Genomic DNA, 23,418 nt, shown 5'->3' with positions numbered 1-23,418 from the left:
GTAAAGTTAGTAAAAAGTTTTATTAACCTTCAATCCCAACTCACTAAATACAGGAATAATTTCGTGAATATTTCCAACACTTGGAAAAGCATATTTATCTTCAGCAAAATTGACTCCTCTTCTCCTAAAAAAAGAAAAATTCTCATCATCTTTACCAAATATTCTTTCCGGTTCTCCAAAAATGATGTTGCCAAAATGTTTTGAATTCATTTCAGCGTTCACCTGATCTATTTCATTCAGTTCTTTAAATTTTAAAATTTTCCCACTTCCCTTTTTAACGATAGCTATTCTTTGGTTTGTAATTACGTAATAATTATTTTTCAGTTTCCAATACTTTACAATCCATCTGAAAAAAGAAATGTATAAAGCATTACAAAAAATCACAACTGCCATTATCGAAAAAAGCCAAAAACTGGAGTTTAAGCTACTCGTAATAAAAAATACACCAATTGCAAGGTAAAATATAGAAAAAGTTGTTCTCAACTTTTCTGTCATATTAAAAAAGAAACTCTTCTCAGGAAGAATTTCTTTTAAAATTATTTCGTTATTGTTTAAAGTCATCTTAATTTGCTACGTCACTGATGAATTTAATTCTCAACATTCTCACTTCTTCATCGGACAGCTCATCCCCGAATTCATCCAGCAATACCTTCATACTGTCACTTTCAGATTCGTTCATGAATTCCATGAATCCGTCTACGATGTCTTCGTCAAAATTGTCTTCAATATAATAGTCGATATTCAGCTTTGTTCCCTGATATACAATTCTTTCCATTTCTTTCAGGAGTTCATCCATAGAAAGGTTTTTGGCTCTTGCAATATCTTCAAGGTCAATCTTTTTATCAGTACTCTGGATAATGAAAACTTTATGGCTCGATTTATTGGCCACCTGCTTCAATACCATATCCTGAGTACGTTCGATATTGTTATCTTCTACATATGTTTTAATGTAATCAGCGAATTCTTTACCATACTTTTTAGCCTTTCCTTCGCCTACTCCATATATTTTGGTAATTTCATCTACTGTAATCGGATACTGAACGGTCATATCCTCCAAACTCGGATCCATGAAAACCGTATAAGGTGGAATTCCATGTTTTTTGGCTACCTTTTTCCTCAGTTCTTTCAACAGGTTAAAGAGGTTCTGATCCATACCTCCGCCAGCCTGCTGCTGTATCTGATCGCTTTCTGCTTTTGCCTGAGTAAGGTCAAACTCTCTGTCTTCAGCAATTAAGAATACATCTTTAGAAGTACCATTCAGTACTGTTTTTCCTTTCTCTGTAATCTTTAAAACACCATACGTCTCAATGTCTTTTTGTAAAAAGTTCTGAACGGTTGCCTGCCTCAGGATTGTTTTCCAGTAATTATCTTTTTCATCTTTTCCAAAGCCAAAATAAGAACTTTGCTCAAGTTTGTAAGATTTTGTCACTGCATTTTCTTTCCCTACGATAACAGAAATCAGATCTTTAGACTTGAATTTTTCTCCTGTATCACTAATAAGTTCAAGCGATTTTTTTAAGTCTGCAGTAGCATCCTTTACTTTTGGCGGATTGGATGAGTTGTCACACATATTGGCTCCGTCTCCTTTTACCGGATCGAAACTTTCCCCAAAATAATACAGAATATATTGTCTTCTGCTCATTGAAGTTTCAGCATAGCCTACCACTTCATTTAAAAGCTGTAATCCGATTTCTCTTTCTGAAACGGGTTTTTGTGCCAGGAATTTTTCTAATTTTTCAATATCTTTAGGATCGTAGAATGCCAGACAGTGCCCTTCTCCTCCATCTCTCCCTGCTCTTCCGGTTTCCTGGTAGTAGCTTTCCAATGATTTTGGGAAGTCGTAGTGGATCACAAAACGTACATCCGGCTTATCAATTCCCATCCCGAAAGCAATGGTTGCAACAATCACATCTACTTCTTCCATCAGGAATTTATCCTGATTTGCGACTCTTACTTTTTGGTCAAGACCAGCATGATAAGGAAGAGCATTGATCCCGTTTACCTGCAGAAGCTGGGCAAATTCTTCAACTTTTCTCCGGCTCAGGCAGTATACAATTCCAGATTTTCCTTTATGCTGATTGATAAACTTAACGATTTCCCTATCTATATTGATTTTAGGACATACTTCATAATATAGATTAGGACGGTTAAAACTTTCTTTGAACACCAATGCATTAGTCATTCCTAAAGTCTTCTGGATATCATCCTGAACCTTAGGAGTAGCGGTAGCCGTTAAAGCAATCACCGGTACATTGGCGATTCTGTCTATAATCTGTTTCAGATTCCTGTATTCCGGTCTGAAATCATGTCCCCACTCTGAAATACAGTGGGCTTCGTCGATAGCAAAGAAAGAAATTTTCACATCTTTCAAAAAATCCAGGTAATCATCTTTAATTAATGATTCAGGAGCTACATACAGAAGTTTGGTTTTGCCGCTTTTGATATCGTCAAAAACCTGCTTGGTCTGCGTTTTGTTTAATGAGGAATTTAACACATGCGCTACCCCATCCTCAGATGAAAGGCCGTTCACTGCATCTACCTGATTCTTCATCAACGCTATCAATGGCGAAACGACAATTGCCGTACCTTCCGAAATAAGTGCCGGAAGCTGATAACATAATGATTTCCCACCACCTGTAGGCATTAAAACAAATATATCTTTCCCATTCAATAGGTTGTCTATAATTTGTTCCTGCTGGCCCTTAAATGTAGAAAACCCAAAATACTTTTTCAATTCGCCTGATAAATTGGCTTTTTTTGCGCTCATCTAATTTTCTATTGCTAAATTTGCATCACACCCAAAGTTATAAAAATTTCGCTTAAAATAAAAGCGAACGAATTTATAAAAAATAAAACTTATATTAAATATTCTTTTTAAAATATAACGTTTTTAAAGAACTTTTTTGTATACCTTATCATCATAAAATGGATAGAACCAACATTATATCAATTGCAAAAACCACTTTAGAAATAGAGATTTCTGAACTCGAAAAATTAAAAAACAGAATTGATGACGAATTTGCCCAGGCAGTGGAGATCATCAACTCAGCAAAAGGAAAGCTTATTGTGGTAGGAATTGGAAAATCAGCCCATGTGGGAAATAAAATTGTAGCTACCTTAAACTCAACGGGTACCCCTTCACAATTCCTGCATGCTTCAGAAGCAATCCATGGAGATCTGGGAGTGATTCAGAAGCAGGATGTTGTTTTATGCATCTCAAATTCCGGAAATTCTCCGGAAATTGCCAATCTGGTTCCTTATTTAAAAGACTATTCCTCCGCTTTGATCGGGATGACAGGAAATAAAAAGAGTAAACTGGCTGAGTTTTCTGAAATTATTTTAGATACTCACGTTGACGTTGAAGCCTGTCCGAACAAACTGGCACCTACCAGCTCTACCACAATCCAGATGGCTTTGGGAGATGCTTTGGCTGTTGCTTTAATGGAGTTGAATGGTTTCAAGGCTAACGATTTTGCCAAATTCCATCCCGGAGGAAGCTTAGGAAAAAACCTGACTTCTAAAGTAGAACAGTTTCTTTCTTCTCAAAAACCACAGGTTACAGAAGATTCATCAATAAGAGATGTCATTATCTCAATCAGTGCATCAAGCCATGGAATTACAGTAGTAACGAATGCAGATCAGATCATTGGTGTTATTACAGACGGAGATCTAAGAAGGATGCTGATGAAAGGAGAAGATATCAGTAAAGTATTGGCTAAAGATATTATGTCTGCCCATCCAAGGACTATTGAGAAAGATGCACTAGCCAAAGAGGCTATGAAAACGCTGAAAGAAAATAATATCGGCCAGCTTATTGTAACGGAAAACGGTAAGTATTTCGGGATTATAGACCTGCATAAATTGTTAGATGAGGGGATTAACTAAAGTTCAAATAAAAGATTTCAGGCATTATACCTTCGGATCAGCGTTTTAATTAAATATTTTTAAGGTATTATGATGATTATTCTTTATTTACTGATTCTATTCCCTATATTTTTGAAAAAATATCTTGACTATCAGGATTCACAAAGAAATACAGTGCATCATCTCCCGTTGGAACCTAATCATAGCCCTGACTCTTCTAATCATGATAGAAATCTGTACTATGATCAAAAAAGTCAGGACTATTTTGACCGTGTCGTCCGATGCCTGATCTTCTGTACTTATGATGATAAAAAATTCAATTCTGTTGCAGACTGCCTGTCTCTGATAGATATCGGAGATGATTTATGTATATTTTCATACAGCGAAGAAATAGAATCGTTATTCAGAAATAAGTTTATCAACGAATCACTGAGACAGAAAATATCAGATTTTAAAAAGGTTACTGATGTAGTGGCAGAAGAAGAATGGTTTTTCGAATTACTAGATCTTAGCCTTGATGAAAGGTGGAAAAAAATCAACGTAGCCGCAGAAGACCTTCTAACAGAAATGAATATTAAAGAAAGGGATTTTGATTTTGCTTTATATGTGCCTCGATAATTTTAGAATCCAACATCGGTCATTTAACTAAATATTTCATAAATTTGCGCTTTAAAAATTGTATTCTGTGAGTGATGGTAAAGACATGTCCTTCCTTGGACATATAGGAGAATTAAGAGGGCATCTGATCCGTTCGATTATTGCTATCATAATTGCGGCTTTTGTGGTTGGTTTTAATATCAACTGGATTATGGACCATATCTTTTTTGGGCCCACCAGAAATGATTTCCCGACATTCAGAGTTGTTAATCATTTTTCAAGAATGATTCTTGGGGAAGACAGTATTCATCTTCCGAAAGACTTCCCTGTTCGTGTACAGAGGCTGTATCAGCAGTTCAATGTAATGATGGCTGTTTCTGTTTTTGGAGGAATGGTAGCCGCTTTTCCTTATATTGTATGGGAATTATGGCGTTTTATTGGTCCAGCTTTACATCCGAGAGAGAGAAAAAATTCTATTTATATCATTAATGCAGTATGGATTCTTTTCATGACCGGAGTATTATGCGGTTATTTTCTAATCCTTCCGTTTGCGGTTAATTTCGGAGTTATTTTTAAAATTTCAGACATTATTGTTCCGCTTTATGACCTAAGTGATTATACCACCTTATTTTTACAGGTAGTTTTGGGTATGGGTGTTATTTTCCTTTTCCCGATTCTGATCTATTTCCTTACCAGCATCGGAATTCTTACTCCAGCATTTATGAAGACATACCGTCGCCACGCTATTGTTTTGATTATGGTAGTTGCTGCGATCATTACACCTGCAGACGTTTTAAGTATGCTGATGGCGGCATTCCCACTCCTTATTTTGTATGAATTCAGTATTATGATGTGTACATTCACATATAAGAGGGTACAGAAAAGCAACGGAAATCTTCCTGCAGTACAGAAATAACTAGTATTTTCACTAATAAAAACCTAAGCGCTATTATTCAATTGAATGATAGCGCTTTTTTATTAAAAAAATTAACCTTAATTATACTTATTCTTAATATAATTTAAAACAAGAAGAAAATTTAGCTAATATTATAAAGTTAGGAATAATTAACACCATATTACCAGTAAAAGATTAAAAAAAACATACTATATTTAAAAACTTCAATAACAATAAATAGAAAAATATGAAAAAGAAAATTATTTTCGTCTGTGCATTGGCTTTAAGCCTGAGCGGTTTACAGGCACAACGTTGGGAGCCGGTCTCGGAAAAAGTCACACCGGTAAGAAAAGAAGTAAAAGTAGAATATTCCTACAAATTTGATCTTTCTGCATTAAGAGATCAACTGAAAAACACTCCTGAAGCAGGAAAAGGAGGAAGCCCTGTAATCGTTTCCCTTCCTACAGCAGACGGAAGGATTGAACGATTTTCAGTTTACAGCTCGCCTGTAGTAGAAAAGTCTATGGCAGATAGATATGAATTGGGAGCATATTCTGGTATCGGACTGGATAACCCATATAAGCAAATCCGGTTCAGTACTGCACCAAACGATTTCCAATCTATGACATTCGACTCTGATACAGGCAAATATGAATTCATAGAGCCTATCAATAAAGAAAAGGATGTATATGGAGTTTTTTTCAAATCTAACAAATCTCATGAAGATCCTTTTGAATGTAGAACTTCTGAGCCTGAGAAGGCAAAGAAAGATATGAATAAGCTTCTGAAATCAAAAAATGTCTTAAACGGACTCGGTAATGTTAATAAAAGTAATGAACAAAAATATAGAACCTATAAAATTGCAATCTCTGTAAACGGTGAATACACTCAACTTGCAGGAGGTGTTCCTGGAGCCGCAGCCCGTATTAATGCTACAATGAACCGTGTAAATGGTGTTTTTGAAAAAGATTTTGGAATCCATATGATTGTACAGGATCTTCCACAGCTTATATTTACAGATCCCGCTACGGACCCTTATTCTAATGTGATAACAAATCCAAATGGAACATATAGTGCTCCCGGTGCATGGAATCTACAGCTTCAGCAAACTCTTTCCAATACTGCCGGTGTAGGTAACAATGCTTATGATATAGGACATTTCTTTGGCCACAGAGGTGGTGGTGGAAGTGCCGGAGATGTAGGAAATGTCTGCAGAAACCCTGCAAGCAATAATGATGCGACTTCTAAAGGTGCGGGAATCACTTCACCTTCTACTCCAGATCAGCCTTTCGGAGATAATTATGATATAGATTTTGTAGCTCATGAAATTGGTCACCAGTTCGGAGCAGCTCACACAATGTCTATTGCTTTGCACGGTGCCCACATGGAACCGGGATCCGGATCTACTATTATGGGATACGCCGGTATTACCAACTATAATGTTCAGATGCATTCTGATGCTTATTTTCATACCAAAAATATTGAAGAGGTAGGAGCATATGTCAATGGTCAGGACTGTGGAACTATTACAGCAGTAGCAAATACTCCTCCTTCGATACAGCCAATGATCAATAAAATGATCCCTAAAGGAACAGCTTTTGTGTTAACGGCTTCTGCAGCAGATGCACAAAATGATCCCATGACCTATACCTGGGAACAATATGATCTGGCTACTTCTGCTTTTGGGCCAGTAAGTGCAACGAGAAATAATGGGGCAAACTTCAGATCTCTAATGCCAACAAACTCTCCAACACGTTATTTCCCTAAATTATCAAATGTTCTTAATGGTACTCTTACCAGTGCTGCAGATTGGGAAACCGTATCCAATATACCAAGAACTATGAATTTCAAGGTAACGGTGAGAGATAATAATCCGAATGTTGCGCAACAGCAGACACAAAGCAATCTAATGAAAGTGGATATAGGGAATGAAGGACCTTTCAAAGTAACATCAACTACTGTTTACAATAATACTCCGGGAGCTGTTAGCTGGGATGTAGTAAACACTAATAATGCGCCGTATAATGTACAGAACGTTAAATTAGACTATACTACAGATAATGGAAATACATGGACGGTAATTAATGCTTCCACACCTAATGACGGAGCTGAGCCGTTTTCGTTCTCTTCTCTGGCTACGGGTGCCAGCGTAAAGATAAGAGTAAGCGCTATTGATAATGTATTCTATGCCGTTGGAAATGCCACAGTTTCTGCATCTGCAAGTGCCTGTACAACATCTGCTCCGGCAGGGATTATGGTAACAGGTATTACAAGAACTTCAGCATCTGTAAACTGGACAGCGTTAGTAGGAGCAACTTATTCTGTAATGTATAGAAAAGTAGGAACTGCAACATGGACTACTGTTCCTGTTTCCACAAACTCTTATAACATTTCAGGACTTACAGAAGCAACTCAATATGAAGTACAGGTAGCCAATGTGTGCGGATCTTCTGTCGGTTCTTATTCTGCATCAACTAATTTCACCACAGCTTCATTTACTAAATGCTCCATAACCGGAACAAATGCAGCTGACGAGTATATTTCCAATGTGACGGTAACTCCTTCGGGAATGGCCCCTGTTTCAAATAGCAGTGCCAATACGCCGTATACAGACTACACTACAGATCCTACAAAACTGATCACCCTTATGGCAGGATCTTCAGGTAACAATGTAAGCATTACCAAAGCATGGACAAGTTCTCAGTATAATGACGGGGTAACAGTGTGGATAGATTTCAACAAAGACGGAGTATTCTCTTCATCTGAAATAATCTATACCAGCGCACCTAGTATAGCAACTCCTGTTTCAGGTTCATTCTCAGTACCTGCAGATGCTTATACCGGAGGAAACGTGATCATGAGAGTGGTATTGGGATATGAAAGCCAGCCAAACAGCGGATGCAGCAACCAGCAATATGGTGAAGTGGAAGATTATCCGGTGCTTATCCAGCAGCAGCTTTCTACTAGTGAGACAGTAAAAGATAAGAGCTCAATTCAGATCTATCCTAACCCGGTAAATGATGTATTAAATGTAACCCAGATTACATCTAAAGCTCAGTTTATCATTACTAATATGGCAGGTCAAAAAGTAATGAACGGCCAGATTAATGATAATAAAATCCAGGTTTCAAAATTAAGCACTGGAGCTTATATCATTTCAATTGAAGATAAAGGAACCACAACAAACCTGAAATTCATCAAAAAATAAAACCTGATAATTTTTACAGCCCGGCAATGACCGGGCTTTTTTTATGCCTTCAAAAATCTGTATTTTATTGCATTTCCGATATGTGCTATTGATTTAATTTTATACTTTTGAGAAGATTATTAATAAAGTTTAAATGAAAAAGTTGTCATATACACTCTTGTTTGCATCAGGACTTGTTTTCGGGCAGTTCTTTGAAAAGGGTAAGGTTTTCACCAAACAGGATACTTTAAAGGGCTCCAATACTGAGTTCAGAAATTTTTGGGATGTCAAAAAATATGATCTTTCCGTAGAACCGGATTTTGAGCAGAAAAGCATTAAAGGAAATAATATAATCAGCTTTGAGATTATAAAAGATGTTACCAATCCTGTTTTCCAGATCGACCTTCAACAGCCGATGAAAGCTGATAAGGTGGAAGGAAATTTTCCTGTTGCCAATTATAAACAGGACGGAGATTTCATTTTTGTTACAGCGAATAAAAAATTCAAAAAAGGCGAAAAATATACTATCAATGTTATTTATTCCGGAAAACCTACGATTGCTAAAAACGCCCCATGGGACGGAGGCTGGGTCTTTACTAAGGATGAAAAAGGAAATCCATGGATGACTGCTGCTGACGAAGGAATAGGTGCTTCCATATGGCTTCCTACCAAAGATATCTGGAGCGACGAACCTGATAACGGAATCATTATGAAAATTATCACACCTAATGATCTGGTAGGTGTGGGTAACGGCAGACTAACTGATAAAAAAACAACCGGCAGTAAAACTACTTATACCTGGGAGGTTAAAAATCCTATCAACGCCTACTCCATTATCCCGAGTATTGGGAAATATGTGAACTTTAAAGATGTATTTGAGGGTGAAAAAGGAAAACTGGACCTGGATTATTGGGTACTTGACTATAATCTGGACAAGGCAAAAAAACAATTTCAACAGGTAAAACCTATGCTCTCAGCATTTGAATACTGGTTTGGTCCGTATCCGTTTTATGAAGATTCATACAAACTTGTAGAGTCTCCTCACCTTGGTATGGAACATCAGAGCAATGTAGCCTATGGAAACAAATATCAGAACGGCTATCTTGGAAGAGATCTTTCAGGGACAGGAGTTGGATTAAAATGGGATTTCATTATTATTCATGAAAGCGGCCATGAGTGGTTCGCCAATAATATTACAGCAAAAGACCAGGCTGATATGTGGATCCATGAAAGTTTCACCAACTATTCTGAGACTCTTTTCACGGAAAAATATATGGACAAAAAATCTGCTGAAATCTATGTTCAGGGGATCAGGAAATTGATAGACAATGACGTTCCTATTATTGGCCAATACGGAGTAAGAAATGAAGGCAGCGGAGATATGTATCCAAAGGGAGCTAACATGATTCATACCATAAGACAGGTCATCAATAATGATGAAAAATTCAGACAGATTTTAAGAGGCTTGAATAAAGATTTTTATCATCAGACGGTTACCACCCAGCAAATTGAGAATTATATTTCATCAAAATCAGGCATTGATTTCTCAACTGTTTTTGATCAGTATCTGAGAACGATAAAAATACCAACTCTTGAGTATACTCAAAATGGTGATACTTTAAAATTCCGTTATACAGATGTGGTGAAAAACCTGAAGTTACCTGTAATCATTAATGGTGATCAAACGATTAATCCTACGGAAGAATGGCAGACTGTGAAGCTTAAAAAGAGCACTCCGATTGAGCTAAACCCTAACTATTATATTAATTATTACAATAATAAATAAAAGAAAAAGGCAAATTTGCACATCAGCAGATTTGCCTTTTCACTTTTTACTTTAAAATTTTAAGAAAAGTTTAATACTTCTTCCGTAACAAAATGACAAAAAGAGCAACTATTTAACTATTAATGTAAACCTAATGAGAAAAACAGTACTTAGTCTCGGTATTTTTGCTTCTTTTTTAGCAAATGCTCAGTCTATAAAAACAACCATTGATCTAGTCAATGTAAAAGATGATAAAGTAGCCGTTACCATGGAGTTTCCGAAAATGAAATCAGGAGATGTTAAATTTCATTTCCCCAAAACGGTTCCGGGTACTTATTCTGTAGACGACTATGGAAGATTCATCGAAGGGATCAAATTTTACGATAATAAAGGCAAAGAACTTACTTTCACTAAAGTAAATGACAATACCTATTCACTGAAAAACGCTCAGGGTCTTTCCAAGATCTCTTATCTTGTGAATGACAGCTTTGATGATGAGCTTGATACATCAAAACATAAAGCAGTATTTTCTCCATCAGGAACTGATATTGAAGCCGGGAAAGTATACATGATCAATACCCACGGATTTATCGGCTATATTGATAATATGCAGGATGTTCCTTATCAGCTGATTGTTCAGAAACCAACAGATTTCTACGGAACAACAGCATTGGTAGACCAGGACAAATCTGATGCTACAGATACCTATACCCTTGCGAACTACGCTAAGGTAACAGATTCACCACTGATGTATACAAAACCGGATTATATTACCTTCAATGCGGGAGGAATGGATCTTGTACTGGGAGTATATTCTCCAACAGGAAAATACAAAGCTGCAGATTTCAAAGAGAATCTGGAAAAAATGGTGGTTGCTCAGAAGAAATTCCTGGGTGATATGAATACCAATAAAAAGTATGCAATCATGCTTTATCTTTCCGGAGGAGACGGACCTAGAGTAAAAGGTTTCGGAGCACTGGAACATCATGAATCTACAAGCGTAGTACTTCCGGAAGCAATGCCGAAAGATGCTATTGACAATACCATTACAGATGTGGTTTCCCACGAGTTTTTCCATACTGTAAATCCTCTGAAGACCCATTCTGAAGAGATTCACTATTTCGATTATGCAGACCCGAAGATGTCTCAGCACTTATGGATGTATGAAGGTGGAACTGAGTATTTTGCCAATCTTTTCCAAATTCAGGAAGGTCTTATCAATAAAGATCAGTTCCTTCAAAGAATTGGTGAGAAGATTGCCAACTCTAAAAGCTATGACGACACAATGCCATTCACGGTAATGAGCAAAAATGTATTGGTAGAGCCTTATAAAGATCAGTACAGAAATGTGTATGAAAAAGGAGCTCTTTTGGCAATGTGTCTAGATATTGAGCTTAGAAAACTTTCCAACGGAGAGATGGGATACCGTGATATGATCAGAAAACTGTCTCAGAGATTTGGGGAAAACAAGCCTTTCAAAGATGATAAGCTGATTGACGAGTTGGTAACAGTAACCGGATATCCTCAGGTGAAAGATTTCTATAACAAATATATTGCAGGAAACCAGCCAACGCCTTATGCACAATATCTGAGTATGGTAGGTATAGATCTTAAAAAGCAGGAAAGCCAGCCTCTTTTCTGGTTCATCAAAGACCCGAATCAGACAGGGTTTGATGAAAAGACCAATGCTTTTGCTTTCGATGATCATTCAGCTCTGTCTCCATTTGCAAAAAGTATAGGATTTAAAATCACAGACCAGGTACTTGCTTTGGATGGGAAAACAGTAGACATTAAAAAGGTACAGGATTTTATCGGGTATACCCGAACCATCAAAGACGGACAGGATGTTACGGTAACTATTTTAAGAGATAATGCCGGTAAAAAAGAAAAAATGACTCTGAAAGGAAAGGCTATTCTGGATAAAATGACAATGGAAACCCCTTCATTTAAGGCGAATCCAACTCCGGAAGAACTGAAACTACAGACACAGTGGCTTACTGGTAAAAAATAACAAGAAAAGCGGGGAAAATTTCCCCGCTTTTTGCTTTCTTCAAGTTGAGCTTTTATACAAGCCTAAGATTACTTGGTACAAACCTAACAGGTTTTGAAAACCTGTTAGGTTTCCCATTTGCCTTAATTTCAACGAGAATCAATCCCCCTTTCTGATTGTTATTCTAAAGGTACTTCCCTTTCCTATTTCAGTTTGGGAAATTTTGATATCTCCGTTATGATATTCATGAATTACTCTTCTCGCCAATGACAGTCCTAATCCCCAGCCTCTTTTTTTAGTAGAATATCCGGGATTGAATGCATTCCTTGCCTGCTGTTTTGTCATTCCGCTTCCATTGTCTTTCACTTCGATCAGAATATTTTTGTTCCTTTCAAAAACAGACATTGTAATAGCTCCTTCTCCTTTCATGGCATCCACAGCATTTTTTACCAGATTTTCAATCACCCAGCTCATCAGAATTTTATTATGTGGAACCAAAACCGTGTAAGTAGGAAGATTCAGTGTAAAATTGATTTTTCTGGAAATTCTGGTTTTCAAATAATCATAATTCTCCTGAATCGTTTCATTGAAATTTCTGTCATTCAGTTCAGGAACAGAACCTATTTTTGAGAATCGTTCTGAGATCGTCCTGAGTCTTTCGATGTCTTTTTCTATTTCATGCACCCCTTCCGATTCGGGATTATCCAGCTTCATAATTTCCATCCACCCAATCATGGAAGATAAAGGGGTTCCGATCTGATGAGCTGTTTCTTTAGCCAGACCTGCCCAAAGATATCCCTCATCCGTCTTTTTGATTGTCCTGAAAAACCAGAAAGAAAAACCAAAATACAGTAAGATAAACAATCCTAAAATATAAGGCGAATACCGAAGATTATTAAGCATACGTGAGTTGTCATAGTAGACAAACTGATTATTTCCATCCGGTACTTTGATCTCAATAGGATCATAATTTTTCTCCATATTCCGGATCACATCCTGAAGTTTTTCAGAATTTTTTATGGTAGCTTCAGGGATATTTCTGTAGTATCCGAGATCAAGAATCGGGTTTTTGTACTTATCTGTTACAATGAAAGGAATGGTATTATTGATATTAAGGATATCGGGCAGCAGATCCAGAACATCCGTATCCGGAGTCTTTACCTCCTGCTGTATTCTTATCGCTTTGGAAAGAAGACTGATCCTTTTGATCTCCTCTTTTCTGAGAAAATTAATGAGTGATGTTGAAGCCACTACAATAGCAATAACCAAAATAGTCATGACAACAAAAATAATCCAGTTATTCAATCTGGTAAGTATGGATTTTCTCAAAGTTATTTTATTTTAAAACATTCAGAATTTTCTGTAGTTCTGCATTTCCACTTCCTTGGTAGTTGTTGATAATGATCGAAAACACATACTTTTTGCCATCTTTTGCGGTGTGGTATCCTGCAAAAGATTTGGTATCTCTCATCGTTCCGCTTTTCATCTTCATTCCATTTTCCTGTACCGGGAATCCATCATAGTACGCTTCAAACCAGGATTGTTTTTTAGCATATAAAAGTGCCTGTACTTCAGCTTTTGCCGCCACATAATTTTGTGGTGAAAGTCCGCTTCCGTCTGCAAAATTGATCATATTAGGATTGATTCCTTTTGATTTCCAGAATTCTTTCAGATAGGTTACCCCGCTTTTAAAACTTGGATTTCCTTTTTTCTCTTTTCCTAAGGTCTTAATCAATGTTTCTCCATACAGATTGATGCTTTTCCTTAAAAACCAATAAACAATCTTATCCAGAGTCGGAGACTGATAAGTCAAAAGAATATTATTTTTTGGCGCTTCCAATACCTGCTTTCCTTCTATTTCAAGCTGTGAATTTGTAACTGCTTTTCCTGAAATCTCAATTCCCGATTCTTTCAGCCATTGCTTTACTTCTGCTGCCAGCTGTAAAGGCGGATTGGGAGTAGAACCGGAAACTGTAACCGTTTTTCCTGCCGGAAGCATCCCGTTTATCAGCGCTACATCAGAATGAGGTGCGGTGAAGATAAGACTCTGATCAGAACTGCCACCAGCTTTCAGATCATTCAGCCATTTCACTCCTTCCAAAGGATAAGAAAAGTTTTTAAAATCTGTTCCGTTAATATTGATGTCAAACTGGTTTTCTTTCCAGTTGATTCCCCAGACACCTGCTCCGTAATAATTTCCAAGATCATCCCACGGCCAGCCTCCGGGAATCGTCTGATGGTCAAAATAAGAATCATCAATCACCAGATCTCCTGATATTTTTGTAATTCCTGAATTTTTAATTGCCTCAATCAGCTTCTTTTTAAAATTTTCAGGTTTATAGGAATCATACCTCCAGCTTCCCAGGGTAGGATCACCATTGGAACTGATGAAAAGGTTTCCGTTCAGCGTTCCTCCGGATATGTTTCCGGAATAGCTTGAGGTGGTTGTAAAAGTATAATTTTTACCTAAAATTTCCAGTGCGGCACCAGCGGTAAAAATTTTCTGTGTAGAAGCAGTAGAAAGCCCTTTACTTCCCTGATACTCGTATATGAAGTTGCCATTTTCATCTGAAACATAAAATGATAAGCTGGAAGAAACCGTTCCTGAAGAATCCATAAGATCCTTAGTTACTTTATCTAGTTTCTGTGCAATATTTTGCGCAGCAACCATCTGTACAGAGAGTGTGAGAACAGCAAATGTTTTTTTCATTAAATTGTTTATTTGGGTCTAAATCAAATATTCATATACAGTTCACAACCCGTATATGAACCTTTTTTATTGTTTAAAATTCTAATCAAATATAGTTAAAATAAAAACTTTTCATATTCTCTGAGGTCATCGGAACTGAAAAGAATCTGATGGTCAGGAGATTTTTCAAACGACCGGTCATGTTTAAAATATTTCTCGTAGTCATCTTCATCTATGAAAATGTCCATCTGACATTCTTTTATATAGTTTGATTTTTCTCCGTAATCTTCAATAAAATATCCGGAATCATTCCACGACTCATTATGACAACGCAGACAATTTCTTTGATGCACAGCCTTGTATCCACATATTTCGCAATCCTGTAAGCCTTGAAATAATGTTGAAATTTCACTTCTCCTGTCTTCCGGAAAAAACGAAAGAGGAATTGTTTTTAAAAGCAGATAATAATTAGGCTCCTGCCATGAAAAATAAAATTCTTCTTCCTGATTAGTATAAAGACATAATTTCTGAAGGTCATATTCAACCTCGGCTTTGATAATATTTTTAATATTCAGAACTGTGTTATTATTTCTTCTGATATTCTGTTTGTTATTAATTTCAATAACAGGCTGCTGTTCCAGAAAATGGCTCAAGCATAATGTTGTCTGCCAGGAACCTATTGTTCTTATTTTACCTTCACCGCCACAGATTTCACAAGTCTTCACAGATAATTCTGAATATTTGTCTTTGATAATTTTAAGCTTGTTATTAAGTACTTCATCCTCAGAATACGTGTAGCACCTCAACCCACCGAATTTTTCCTTTCCAAAAACACGGTTTTCCCTACTCCAGCCTGCAATGGCAAATTCAAAGAGCAGTTTCCGGATCAGACTATCCCATCCGGTGCTGTTTACTGAAAAATTGGTCAGATTACGTTCTACAAAAAGATTAATTTCTTCTTTGTTCATTAAAGAGTACTTCCTGCTTCTATTTCGTAAGGTTCCTTACCTTTCTCAAAAATTCTTGTCAGTTCACTTCCTTCTACTGTAATTGAATCTGCTGTTCTTCTGATCCAGTTTCCTTCTCTAAGGCCTACTACTTTAATATCGTTTTGGGTAAGGAACTCCTGAATACGGGTTTCTCTGGTTTCTCCATTATGCTTCAAATCCGGGTTAGGATCAAGATAGTGCGGATTGATATTGAAAGGAACCAGCCCCATACAGTCAAAACTTGGAGGATATACGATCGGCATGTCATTCGTCGTTTTCATATTCTGACCTCCAATATTACTTCCTGCACTGCATCCAAGATATGCTTTTCCTCCTGATACATTTTCTTTTAAAACAGACATCAACCCTTCTTCATGTAATGTTTTAACCAATAAAAAGGTATTTCCACCACCGGTAAAGTATCCTTTTGCCTGATGAATGGCTTCTTTTTTATCTTCAAATTCATGAAGTCCTTTTACTTTTATATCAATGGTTTCAAAGAAAGAACGTGCTTTTGCTGTATAATCATCATGAGAAATTCCGCCTGGTCTTGCGAAAGGAATAAACACAATTTCGTCAATTCCTTTATAGAGTTGGATTAATTCTTCTCTTAAGTATTCCAGATATTCTCCACCAAAAAGAGTGGATGTTGAAGCTAATATGATATTCATACCACGAAATTATATGTATTAATAAAAAAATGAATGACAAAGATAACCTCAAAGATGAACGAATCAAAAATTAAACTAAAAAAAACACGTTTCCCGTTAATATTTTCTAAAAAACCTTAAAGCTTCTAAAATTTAAGATTTTATGGAATTATTATTGAATTTTAGATTTTCGAATTTAAAATATAAGATTATGAAAATGAGTACAATTAATAGTAGAAATCTATTTTTAGGTTTGATACTGGCAGGAAGTGTAAGTCTTGTAAACGCGCAAACGACTCAACCGGAAACTTCGGCAGCAACGAGTCAAACAAGCAATCCAACAATTGATGGTCTTAAAAAACAGATTGAGGCCAATCCAAAGGATACTGAATCCTTAGCAAAATTAGCAGCAGCTTATCAGGAAGCATCAGACTGGCCGAATGCCATTGATACCTGGAAGAAAATCTCTGCTTTATTACCGGACTGGGCTCCATCATATTACAGTCAGGCTTATGCTTATCAGTCTGCAAAAGATGATGCCAATGCAAAACTGGCTTATGAAAAGTATATTGCAACCGTAAAACCGGAAGAGGTAGAGCAAAATAAGAAAAATCTGGCCTATGCCTATTTCTATATTGCCTTTGCAGAACAACAGACAGATCCTAATAAGGCTAAAGAACACATTGCCAAATCTTTACAGTATGACCCTAGCAATCAGGACGCCGTGAAGCTTAGCAAAGCTTTAAATTCTTAGTAAAAAAAGAAAATGCCGGAAAATTTTTTCGGCATTTTTTGTTTATATCTAACTTAATTTAACGCAAAGATTTATTTACCATTTATTTTAAGGGAGCTAAGAAATGCAACATTGTCGCTGAAAAAGCTTTATGGAGAATGCACTTCCTTGAAAAATACTCAATAATACTATTTACTCTAACTCTTCTTCTTTATTCAATCATCTTTCCAAAAAAATCTGTTTCACCATGCAAATGCCGGATGATTTTCTCAATATTCCGCTGGATGCTGGCTTCGGTTTTTAAATTGTTGATATAACGAACCAGTTCGAGCCTTCTTGAAGGAATCAGATTTTCGAAATTTTCTGTTGCCAGAGGACTTTCTTTAATTGCTTTTTCCAAATGGGGATGAATAGAAATACTTCTGTCAGAATCATCATATTCCAATACAACGTCAATAATTTCTCCAATTCTCTTCGGGGAATTTTTCAACATTATGAGGTTGACATACAGCCTCCACTCTCCCAGATATTTCATCAGGTTTTGTTTAAATTCCTTTCCGTTCACTGTTCCTTTTACCGGAATCGGACTTTTATTTCTTCCTGATTCATCAAAAATCCTCTCCAAAATCTCTTCCGGAACAAATACAAAAGGATTAATCCCGATGATTTCCAATGTGGCTGTAAAACTGTTGCTTTTCATGGAGAATATATTAGGTGTTAGGTGTTAGGTGTTAGGTGTTAGGTGTTAGGTGTTAGGTGTTAGTACAAAATTAACTATTTGGTTTAAGATCAGCATAAAATTTATTTTTTTCATCCTCTATAACGCTCCCACTCTCTCACCCTCAGTGCCCCCTCTCACTCTATCACTCTCAAACCCTCAAACTCTACCACCCCGTAACTCAAAATTCATATCCCAGAACCCAATTAATTCCCTATCTTTGTATCAATAAATCTATTTAACAAAATGAAATTTTTTATTGACACAGCTAATTTAGAGCAAATCAAGGAAGCGAGAGATCTTGGAATTTTAGATGGTGTAACAACCAATCCTTCGTTAATGGCAAAGGAAGGTATCCAGGGGGCTGAAGCAATCAAAAACCATTACAAAACGATCTGCGAACTTGTAGACGGAGATATTTCTGCGGAAGTTCTTTCTACAACGTATGAAGAAATGATTAAAGAAGGAGACGAGTTGGCTGCTATTCACCCTAATATCGTTGTAAAGATTCCAATGATTAAAGACGGAATCAAAGCTTTAAAATATTTTTCTGATAAAGGAATCAAAACTAACTGTACATTGATCTTCTCTGCAGGCCAGGCACTTTTGGCAGCAAAAGCAGGAGCTACTTATGTATCTCCATTCTTAGGAAGATTGGATGACATTTCTACAGACGGTCTTAACCTTATTCAGGAAATCAGATTGATTTTCGATAATTATATGTTTGAAACTGAAATTTTAGCAGCGTCTATCCGTCACTCAATGCATATCATTGACTGTGCTAAAATCGGAGCAGATGTTATTACATCTCCACTGCCTCCGATCTTGAGCTTACTAAAGCACCCACTTACAGACAGCGGATTGGCTCAGTTCATTGCAGATTCTCAGAAATTAGCATAATAACTGATTCTTATTCAGATATAAAAAATCCCGGAACAATGTTTCGGGATTTATTTTTATTTCAGCAGATCCAGCTCAAGAATATTATTTTGCTTTTTCAGATCATTCTTCCTTTTTATTTCTTTCTCTTTTTGTGCTTTATCTGCAGGAATCAATTTCCCTGACTCATCTATTTCCTGCATTTCAATGCCCTGAGCCAGCATCTGTTTTTCACTTTTCATAGGATCGGCAAGGTAGTCTTTAAAAGCTTTTTTATATTTTGTTTCATTCACTGTAACGAGAGCATTAAATCGTTCTTTTTCTTTGGTACTTTTCCATTCATAGCCTTCAGGAAGTTTTTTATTTCCTTTTAATTCAAATGAATGGGTATGGGAAGCGTCTTCAAGCATTACAATTAATCCTGGAAGCCCATGAAATTTATACGGACCATCCTGAATGGGGAGATCTGTTGTAAACCAGGCTGTCCATTTTCTTCCGGCGAAATTACATATTGCTTTTTGTACTTTAAATCCACCAATCTCTGCTTTATCTGAATATATTTTCCATTCTTGTTTTCTGCCATCCTGTATCATATATTCATCAGCAGCAAGATTATTGAAAAAATTCACTGCATAATCCGGATACATTTTTTCAACACTATAGTTTATTTTACCTTTGAATTTGATCCCTGAAAAATCTAATTCTTTAACTCCCATCTGCAGCTGTTTTTCCATAGCAGATGTCATAAGGGAATCTGACTCAAAAGAATCTTTACTGTAAAATTTTGAACCTTTTGATGCAACATCTAAAAGCATAATTTCAACTTCCAGTTTATCTTTAGCCGTAGAATCCAGGGTATATTTGTATTCATACATAAATCTTTGATTCTGGGCACAAGTGGTTACAGCCAAAATAAGACTCAATAAAATGATCAGTTTTCTCATGGTTAGTTGGATATAGTTTTTTAATTCTGTTTTGTAATTTTTTTAACAACTTTACACGGATTTCCCACTGCAACTACATCATCCGGAATATCTTTTGTAACAACACTTCCTGCACCAATCACCGAGTTATTTCCGATAGAAACTCCGGGAAGCACAACAACATTTCCGCCCAGCCAAACATTATCTCCTACTTTGATCGGATGCGCATATTCAAGACCTTCGTTTCTTTGTTTAGCATCAAGCGGATGGCCTGCTGTATAAAAACTACAATTGGGACCTATAAAGACATTATCACCAAATTCTACTCTGGCACAATCTAAAATAACAAGGTTATGATTGGCATAGAAGTTCTCTCCTGCTTTGATATTGTATCCGTAATCACACCAGAAATTAGGCTCTATACAGATATTTTCTTTTATATTTCCAATTATTCTCCCGAGCAGTTCATATCTCCTTTCTGCATCTGAGTTTTTCAATCCGTTATATTCCTGGCACAGATCTTTGCAGGCAATACGTTCCTGAATCAGCTCATTGTCATAATTAGCATTGTATAAAAGTCCTGCTGCACACTTTTCCTTTTCTGTCATAATATGGAATTTTAAGTCCCGGATAAAGATACATAATACAAAAAAAATACAGTAAGATTATGATAACCTTACTGCATTTAATTCAATAGAAACTGCTACTTATAAAGCTCCGGTTCTATTTTATTGTTATTTTTTAACTGGTCTTCTTTTGCCCTTTTTTCGATATTCCTGTACATTTCATTGACATCAATACTTTTTCCGTCCTGATTTTTCATCTGTACCACAGCTCCTGCAGGAAGAGTACTCATGGTTTGTTTCATATCTTTTGTAGGATCAGTAAGATAATCTTTCCATGCTTTTTTAAACTGCTTTTTGTTGATCTCTATTTCTTTTCCTCCTAAGCCAATGGTAGTAAGACCCGGTATTTGGACATCTTCTTCTGATGCAGCTTCCGTTTTCTTGTTACCGATTAAAGTCATGATATGGGATCCTGTTTTATCTTCAATTTTAACGATAAGCCCTGGAAGTCCATAAAATTTATAAGGACCATCCTGAAACGGGATATCTGTAGAAAACCATGCAATCCAGCTTCTTCCTCCGTAATTTGTGGTGGCTTTCTGGGTATTATACTCTCCAATTTTTTGTTTTTCGGGAAGAATTTTCCATTCAGGTTTTTGGTCTTCCGGCATTTTATACGTTGTATTTCCAATGTTTTCAGAAAATGAAACCCTATAATCCGGGTATTTCTTTGTGACCGTTGAGAAAGTTGTTCCCGGCTTTATATTTCTCTTGATGTTAATACTGCCTCCGAATCCTCCTTTCATCTGCTTGGCAATATCAGCTTTCATTGTTGAATCAGAAACAAACTTTTCGCGGCTGTAATATTTGGATCCATTTTTATCAATATCCAAAAGCATAACATCGCTTTTCACGTCTGCTTTATTGGTAGAATCAGAAATATATTTATAGTCATAAAAGAATCTGTTCACCTGTGCATTCACAGTCACGCTTAAAAATGCTAATAAAATCAAATATTTTTTTCCCATAATCTATTTTAATAAAAAGGCTTTGCCAAACTGATATTGACAAAGCCTGATGGAACTTTATTTCTTTGTCTCGATTCTTACTTCTCCCTGCTTAAAATCACCTTTTTTCTGAGTATTTACATTGACTTTCGAGATCTTATTTGTATCTAATGAATTTACATCATCTTTAGAAACTTCTCTTCCATCAATATAATACTTGTATTTTGCATCATCAGTACCACTGATGCTAAAATTTTTCACCCCGTTCATTGCGATATTTCCGTTGCCGTCTTTTTTGATAAAATCAGCATTCATTACGATAACATCTGGTGAACCACTGCTAATTTTAACAAAAGTTCTGTCTTTAAAATTAATTGATCTTTTTTCAGCTTCCGCACGGGCTTTTTCAACGTCTCTTCGGATTCTGTCTCCATCAATTCTGATTCTTTCTCCCTCTACTCTTATTCTTTCTCCTTCTGCTCTGGCTCTGTCGCCTTCCATTCTTGCTTTTTCTCCTTCTACTCTGGCTTTAGCGGCTTCTTTCAGTGCTTTTTTAGCTTCAGCCATTGCTTTACGTACTTCTTCTTTTTCCTGAGCGCTTAAATCTTTATAATTAACAATTCTATTTGTTTTAAAATAGGCTATTTTCGGTGCTTTTGGCGCTTCAGGCGGTACTGGAGGAAGTACTATTTTTCCTATTTTTGCAGCCTCTCTTCCCGCTTTTTTTGCAGCCCTTTCTATTTTACGAAGCTCTTTTTTACTAAGAGGTTCCATATTCTCAAGCTCCTTCATCTGATTTTTCCATTCCGCAGAATTGAAATACTGATCAACTTCAACTTTTGAGGCAATTTCTCCTATCTCTGACGCCAGATTGCTTATTTCTTCAATTTTATCACTGAAGAGATCACTTTCCGGATCCAACCCTTTCAGTTCTTTCTCTTTTTCTTTTATCTTATTCTCAAGCTCAGCCAATTTTGTATCATCTTCCGGAGAGAGAGGTTTCTGGTCTGTAATTTTTCCCTGAACAGATTTTTCAGGTCTTACCGTATCTTTTTTGATTTCCGAAACCGCTTCTTTAATGGAAAGATTGGTTTCTTCAATTTCTTTGTTCTTCGCATTTACCAGATAAGCAAAAGCTACGGTAAATAACACCGGCAATGCAAGAATTCTTCGCGCATATCCGAACTTGGTTTTTGGTTTTTGTAACATTTTAAGTCTTTTTTTAAGGTTTGAACTTAGAAACGGACTGGCAGCAGGCAACTGTGTTCCGGAAAAGTGGCTTGCTAAAAGCATCTGCGCAAATGCTTTGGTGTCCGATTGTTGTACGGCTTTTTTATCAGCCAGGTACTCGTGGATGAGATTAATTTCTTTTTTGATGATATGAAAAAACGGATTGAACCAGAAAACAGAAGTAATAATCTCAATAAAAATTTTATCAAAGGAATGTTTCTGTTCAATATGTACCATCTCATGCTTTAAAATCTGTTTTCCAATATCAGAATGCAATGTGATGGCATTCTTCCAGAAAAGGTTTTTAAAGTATGAAAACGGAGCTTCGCTAAGGTCTGTACGGTAAAAGTTGATCCCGTCAAAACTTTCTTTCTGAAACTGTTTTTTAAACTGCTGGATTTTGAAAATCCCATAGATAAGTTTCCCTAAAAAATAGAGAGAAACCAGTCCCAGAGCTGAAAAAATAATGTTAAAATAAAGGTTACCATTGTCTATGTTTTTTTGTGTGTTAAAACTCTGAATCTTGTCAAGAAGCATATACATATCATTATTTACCTCTATCGTAAAATCATCTACTCTGATGAGTGGCAGCAAAAGTGATATCATGATTGCGGCCAACAGATAAAATCTGTTATAATGATGGAATGTCTTGTCTTTTAAAGACAACTGATAGTACAAGAATGTTACACCCGAACATAAAATTGTTTTCCCAAAGTATAAAAGTATTGTTTCCATA

General features: G+C 36.3%; 19 protein-coding genes. 8 read left to right on the top strand and 11 right to left on the bottom strand.

Going from position 1 to position 23,418, the window contains the following annotated elements:
• Nucleotides 1-6: 6 nt before the first annotated feature.
• Both OL225_RS06860 and recQ read right to left on the bottom strand, forming a co-directional pair.
• Nucleotides 7-561, bottom strand: coding sequence for a hypothetical protein (locus OL225_RS06860; RefSeq protein WP_264517747.1), 555 nt, complete (start codon nucleotides 559-561; stop codon nucleotides 7-9).
• Between the two features lies 1 nt (nucleotide 562).
• On the bottom strand, nucleotides 563-2,767 hold the full coding sequence (gene recQ, locus OL225_RS06855; protein WP_047374268.1) for a DNA helicase RecQ: 2,205 nt from the start codon (nucleotides 2,765-2,767) through the stop codon (nucleotides 563-565).
• 158 nt (nucleotides 2,768-2,925) lie between these two features.
• Between recQ and OL225_RS06850 the strand changes: the two genes are divergently transcribed.
• From OL225_RS06850 to OL225_RS06825, 6 genes are all read left to right on the top strand, one after another.
• Entirely contained in the window at nucleotides 2,926-3,885 is a 960-nt protein-coding gene (locus OL225_RS06850) for a KpsF/GutQ family sugar-phosphate isomerase (protein WP_047374267.1), read from the top strand.
• A 69-nt stretch (nucleotides 3,886-3,954) separates the two neighbouring features.
• On the top strand, nucleotides 3,955-4,482 hold the full coding sequence (locus OL225_RS06845) for a hypothetical protein (RefSeq protein WP_047374265.1): 528 nt from the start codon (nucleotides 3,955-3,957) through the stop codon (nucleotides 4,480-4,482).
• 67 nt (nucleotides 4,483-4,549) lie between these two features.
• Complete coding sequence (gene tatC / locus OL225_RS06840; protein ID WP_185097806.1) at nucleotides 4,550-5,377, top strand: twin-arginine translocase subunit TatC; 828 nt, start codon at nucleotides 4,550-4,552, stop codon at nucleotides 5,375-5,377.
• A gap of 226 nt (nucleotides 5,378-5,603) precedes the next feature.
• Complete coding sequence (locus OL225_RS06835; RefSeq protein WP_264517746.1) at nucleotides 5,604-8,564, top strand: reprolysin-like metallopeptidase; 2,961 nt, start codon at nucleotides 5,604-5,606, stop codon at nucleotides 8,562-8,564.
• A 133-nt stretch (nucleotides 8,565-8,697) separates the two neighbouring features.
• Nucleotides 8,698-10,329 (top strand): M1 family metallopeptidase, encoded by a 1,632-nt coding sequence (locus tag OL225_RS06830; RefSeq protein ID WP_264517745.1) that lies wholly within the window; start codon nucleotides 8,698-8,700, stop codon nucleotides 10,327-10,329.
• Between the two features lie 133 nt (nucleotides 10,330-10,462).
• Nucleotides 10,463-12,319, top strand: a complete 1,857-nt coding sequence (locus OL225_RS06825; protein ID WP_264517744.1) for a PDZ domain-containing protein — start codon at nucleotides 10,463-10,465, stop codon at nucleotides 12,317-12,319.
• A 138-nt stretch (nucleotides 12,320-12,457) separates the two neighbouring features.
• Here the strand turns inward: OL225_RS06825 and OL225_RS06820 are convergent, their stop codons facing one another.
• The 4 genes from OL225_RS06820 to pepE all read right to left on the bottom strand — a co-directional run bounded on the left by OL225_RS06820 (nucleotide 12,458) and on the right by pepE (nucleotide 16,647).
• The gene (locus tag OL225_RS06820; RefSeq protein WP_264517743.1) at nucleotides 12,458-13,627 is read right to left on the bottom strand and encodes a sensor histidine kinase; all 1,170 of its coding nucleotides are present in this window, start codon (nucleotides 13,625-13,627) and stop codon (nucleotides 12,458-12,460) included.
• Nucleotides 13,628-13,634: 7 nt separating this feature from the next.
• Nucleotides 13,635-15,008 carry a D-alanyl-D-alanine carboxypeptidase/D-alanyl-D-alanine-endopeptidase gene (dacB, locus tag OL225_RS06815; protein ID WP_047374254.1) on the bottom strand — a complete coding sequence of 458 codons (1,374 nt, stop codon included), beginning with the start codon at nucleotides 15,006-15,008 and terminating at the stop codon, nucleotides 13,635-13,637.
• Nucleotides 15,009-15,103: 95 nt separating this feature from the next.
• Nucleotides 15,104-15,955 carry a hypothetical protein gene (locus tag OL225_RS06810; protein ID WP_264517742.1) on the bottom strand — a complete coding sequence of 284 codons (852 nt, stop codon included), beginning with the start codon at nucleotides 15,953-15,955 and terminating at the stop codon, nucleotides 15,104-15,106.
• The gene (gene pepE / locus OL225_RS06805; RefSeq protein WP_047374248.1) at nucleotides 15,955-16,647 is read right to left on the bottom strand and encodes a dipeptidase PepE; all 693 of its coding nucleotides are present in this window, start codon (nucleotides 16,645-16,647) and stop codon (nucleotides 15,955-15,957) included. The genes OL225_RS06810 and pepE overlap by 1 nt, the downstream gene beginning before the upstream one ends.
• A 196-nt stretch (nucleotides 16,648-16,843) precedes the next feature.
• On the opposite strand from pepE, the gene OL225_RS06800 reads away from it, so the two are divergent.
• Nucleotides 16,844-17,380 (top strand): tetratricopeptide repeat protein, encoded by a 537-nt coding sequence (locus OL225_RS06800; RefSeq protein ID WP_264517741.1) that lies wholly within the window; start codon nucleotides 16,844-16,846, stop codon nucleotides 17,378-17,380.
• 190 nt (nucleotides 17,381-17,570) lie between these two features.
• Here OL225_RS06800 and OL225_RS06795 read toward each other — a convergent pair whose 3' ends face one another.
• Entirely contained in the window at nucleotides 17,571-18,059 is a 489-nt protein-coding gene (locus tag OL225_RS06795; protein ID WP_047374244.1) for a YdeI/OmpD-associated family protein, read from the bottom strand.
• Between the two features lie 264 nt (nucleotides 18,060-18,323).
• On the opposite strand from OL225_RS06795, the gene fsa reads away from it, so the two are divergent.
• Nucleotides 18,324-18,977, top strand: a complete 654-nt coding sequence (gene fsa / locus OL225_RS06790; RefSeq protein ID WP_047374243.1) for a fructose-6-phosphate aldolase — start codon at nucleotides 18,324-18,326, stop codon at nucleotides 18,975-18,977.
• A 56-nt stretch (nucleotides 18,978-19,033) separates the two neighbouring features.
• Here the strand turns inward: fsa and OL225_RS06785 are convergent, their stop codons facing one another.
• The 4 genes from OL225_RS06785 to OL225_RS06770 form a co-directional block, all read right to left on the bottom strand.
• Nucleotides 19,034-19,900 carry a GLPGLI family protein gene (locus OL225_RS06785; RefSeq protein ID WP_264517740.1) on the bottom strand — a complete coding sequence of 289 codons (867 nt, stop codon included), beginning with the start codon at nucleotides 19,898-19,900 and terminating at the stop codon, nucleotides 19,034-19,036.
• A 20-nt stretch (nucleotides 19,901-19,920) separates the two neighbouring features.
• On the bottom strand, nucleotides 19,921-20,487 hold the full coding sequence (locus OL225_RS06780; RefSeq protein ID WP_047374240.1) for a sugar O-acetyltransferase: 567 nt from the start codon (nucleotides 20,485-20,487) through the stop codon (nucleotides 19,921-19,923).
• Nucleotides 20,488-20,582: 95 nt separating this feature from the next.
• A complete protein-coding gene (locus OL225_RS06775; RefSeq protein ID WP_264517739.1) occupies nucleotides 20,583-21,473 on the bottom strand; it encodes a GLPGLI family protein in 891 nt (296 codons plus the stop codon).
• Nucleotides 21,474-21,530: 57 nt separating this feature from the next.
• Complete coding sequence (locus tag OL225_RS06770; protein ID WP_264517738.1) at nucleotides 21,531-23,417, bottom strand: M56 family metallopeptidase; 1,887 nt, start codon at nucleotides 23,415-23,417, stop codon at nucleotides 21,531-21,533.
• Nucleotide 23,418 lies beyond the last annotated feature (1 nt).

It is taken from the genome of Chryseobacterium viscerum, assembly GCF_025949665.1.
GTDB lineage: Bacteria > Bacteroidota > Bacteroidia > Flavobacteriales > Weeksellaceae > Chryseobacterium > Chryseobacterium viscerum_A.
This window is presented reverse-complemented; position numbering and strand designations above follow the sequence as displayed.

Excerpts from the sequence above, each read along its gene's own strand:
- OL225_RS06850 (WP_047374267.1), top strand. The coding sequence starts at position 2,926 with ATGGATAGAACCAACATTATATCAATTGCAAAAACCACTTTAGAAATA.
- OL225_RS06770 (WP_264517738.1), bottom strand. The coding sequence starts at position 23,417 with ATGGAAACAATACTTTTATACTTTGGGAAAACAATTTTATGTTCGGGT.
- OL225_RS06775 (WP_264517739.1), bottom strand. The coding sequence starts at position 21,473 with ATGGGAAAAAAATATTTGATTTTATTAGCATTTTTAAGCGTGACTGTG.
- OL225_RS06795 (WP_047374244.1), bottom strand. The coding sequence starts at position 18,059 with ATGAAAAGCAACAGTTTTACAGCCACATTGGAAATCATCGGGATTAAT.
- OL225_RS06800 (WP_264517741.1), top strand. The coding sequence starts at position 16,844 with ATGAGTACAATTAATAGTAGAAATCTATTTTTAGGTTTGATACTGGCA.
- OL225_RS06785 (WP_264517740.1), bottom strand. The coding sequence starts at position 19,900 with ATGAGAAAACTGATCATTTTATTGAGTCTTATTTTGGCTGTAACCACT.
- OL225_RS06780 (WP_047374240.1), bottom strand. The coding sequence starts at position 20,487 with ATGACAGAAAAGGAAAAGTGTGCAGCAGGACTTTTATACAATGCTAAT.
- OL225_RS06825 (WP_264517744.1), top strand. The coding sequence starts at position 10,463 with ATGAGAAAAACAGTACTTAGTCTCGGTATTTTTGCTTCTTTTTTAGCA.
- OL225_RS06810 (WP_264517742.1), bottom strand. The coding sequence starts at position 15,955 with ATGAACAAAGAAGAAATTAATCTTTTTGTAGAACGTAATCTGACCAAT.
- dacB (WP_047374254.1), bottom strand. The coding sequence starts at position 15,008 with ATGAAAAAAACATTTGCTGTTCTCACACTCTCTGTACAGATGGTTGCT.
- fsa (WP_047374243.1), top strand. The coding sequence starts at position 18,324 with ATGAAATTTTTTATTGACACAGCTAATTTAGAGCAAATCAAGGAAGCG.
- recQ (WP_047374268.1), bottom strand. The coding sequence starts at position 2,767 with ATGAGCGCAAAAAAAGCCAATTTATCAGGCGAATTGAAAAAGTATTTT.
- OL225_RS06845 (WP_047374265.1), top strand. The coding sequence starts at position 3,955 with ATGATGATTATTCTTTATTTACTGATTCTATTCCCTATATTTTTGAAA.
- OL225_RS06830 (WP_264517745.1), top strand. The coding sequence starts at position 8,698 with ATGAAAAAGTTGTCATATACACTCTTGTTTGCATCAGGACTTGTTTTC.
- pepE (WP_047374248.1), bottom strand. The coding sequence starts at position 16,647 with ATGAATATCATATTAGCTTCAACATCCACTCTTTTTGGTGGAGAATAT.
- OL225_RS06835 (WP_264517746.1), top strand. The coding sequence starts at position 5,604 with ATGAAAAAGAAAATTATTTTCGTCTGTGCATTGGCTTTAAGCCTGAGC.
- OL225_RS06860 (WP_264517747.1), bottom strand. The coding sequence starts at position 561 with ATGACTTTAAACAATAACGAAATAATTTTAAAAGAAATTCTTCCTGAG.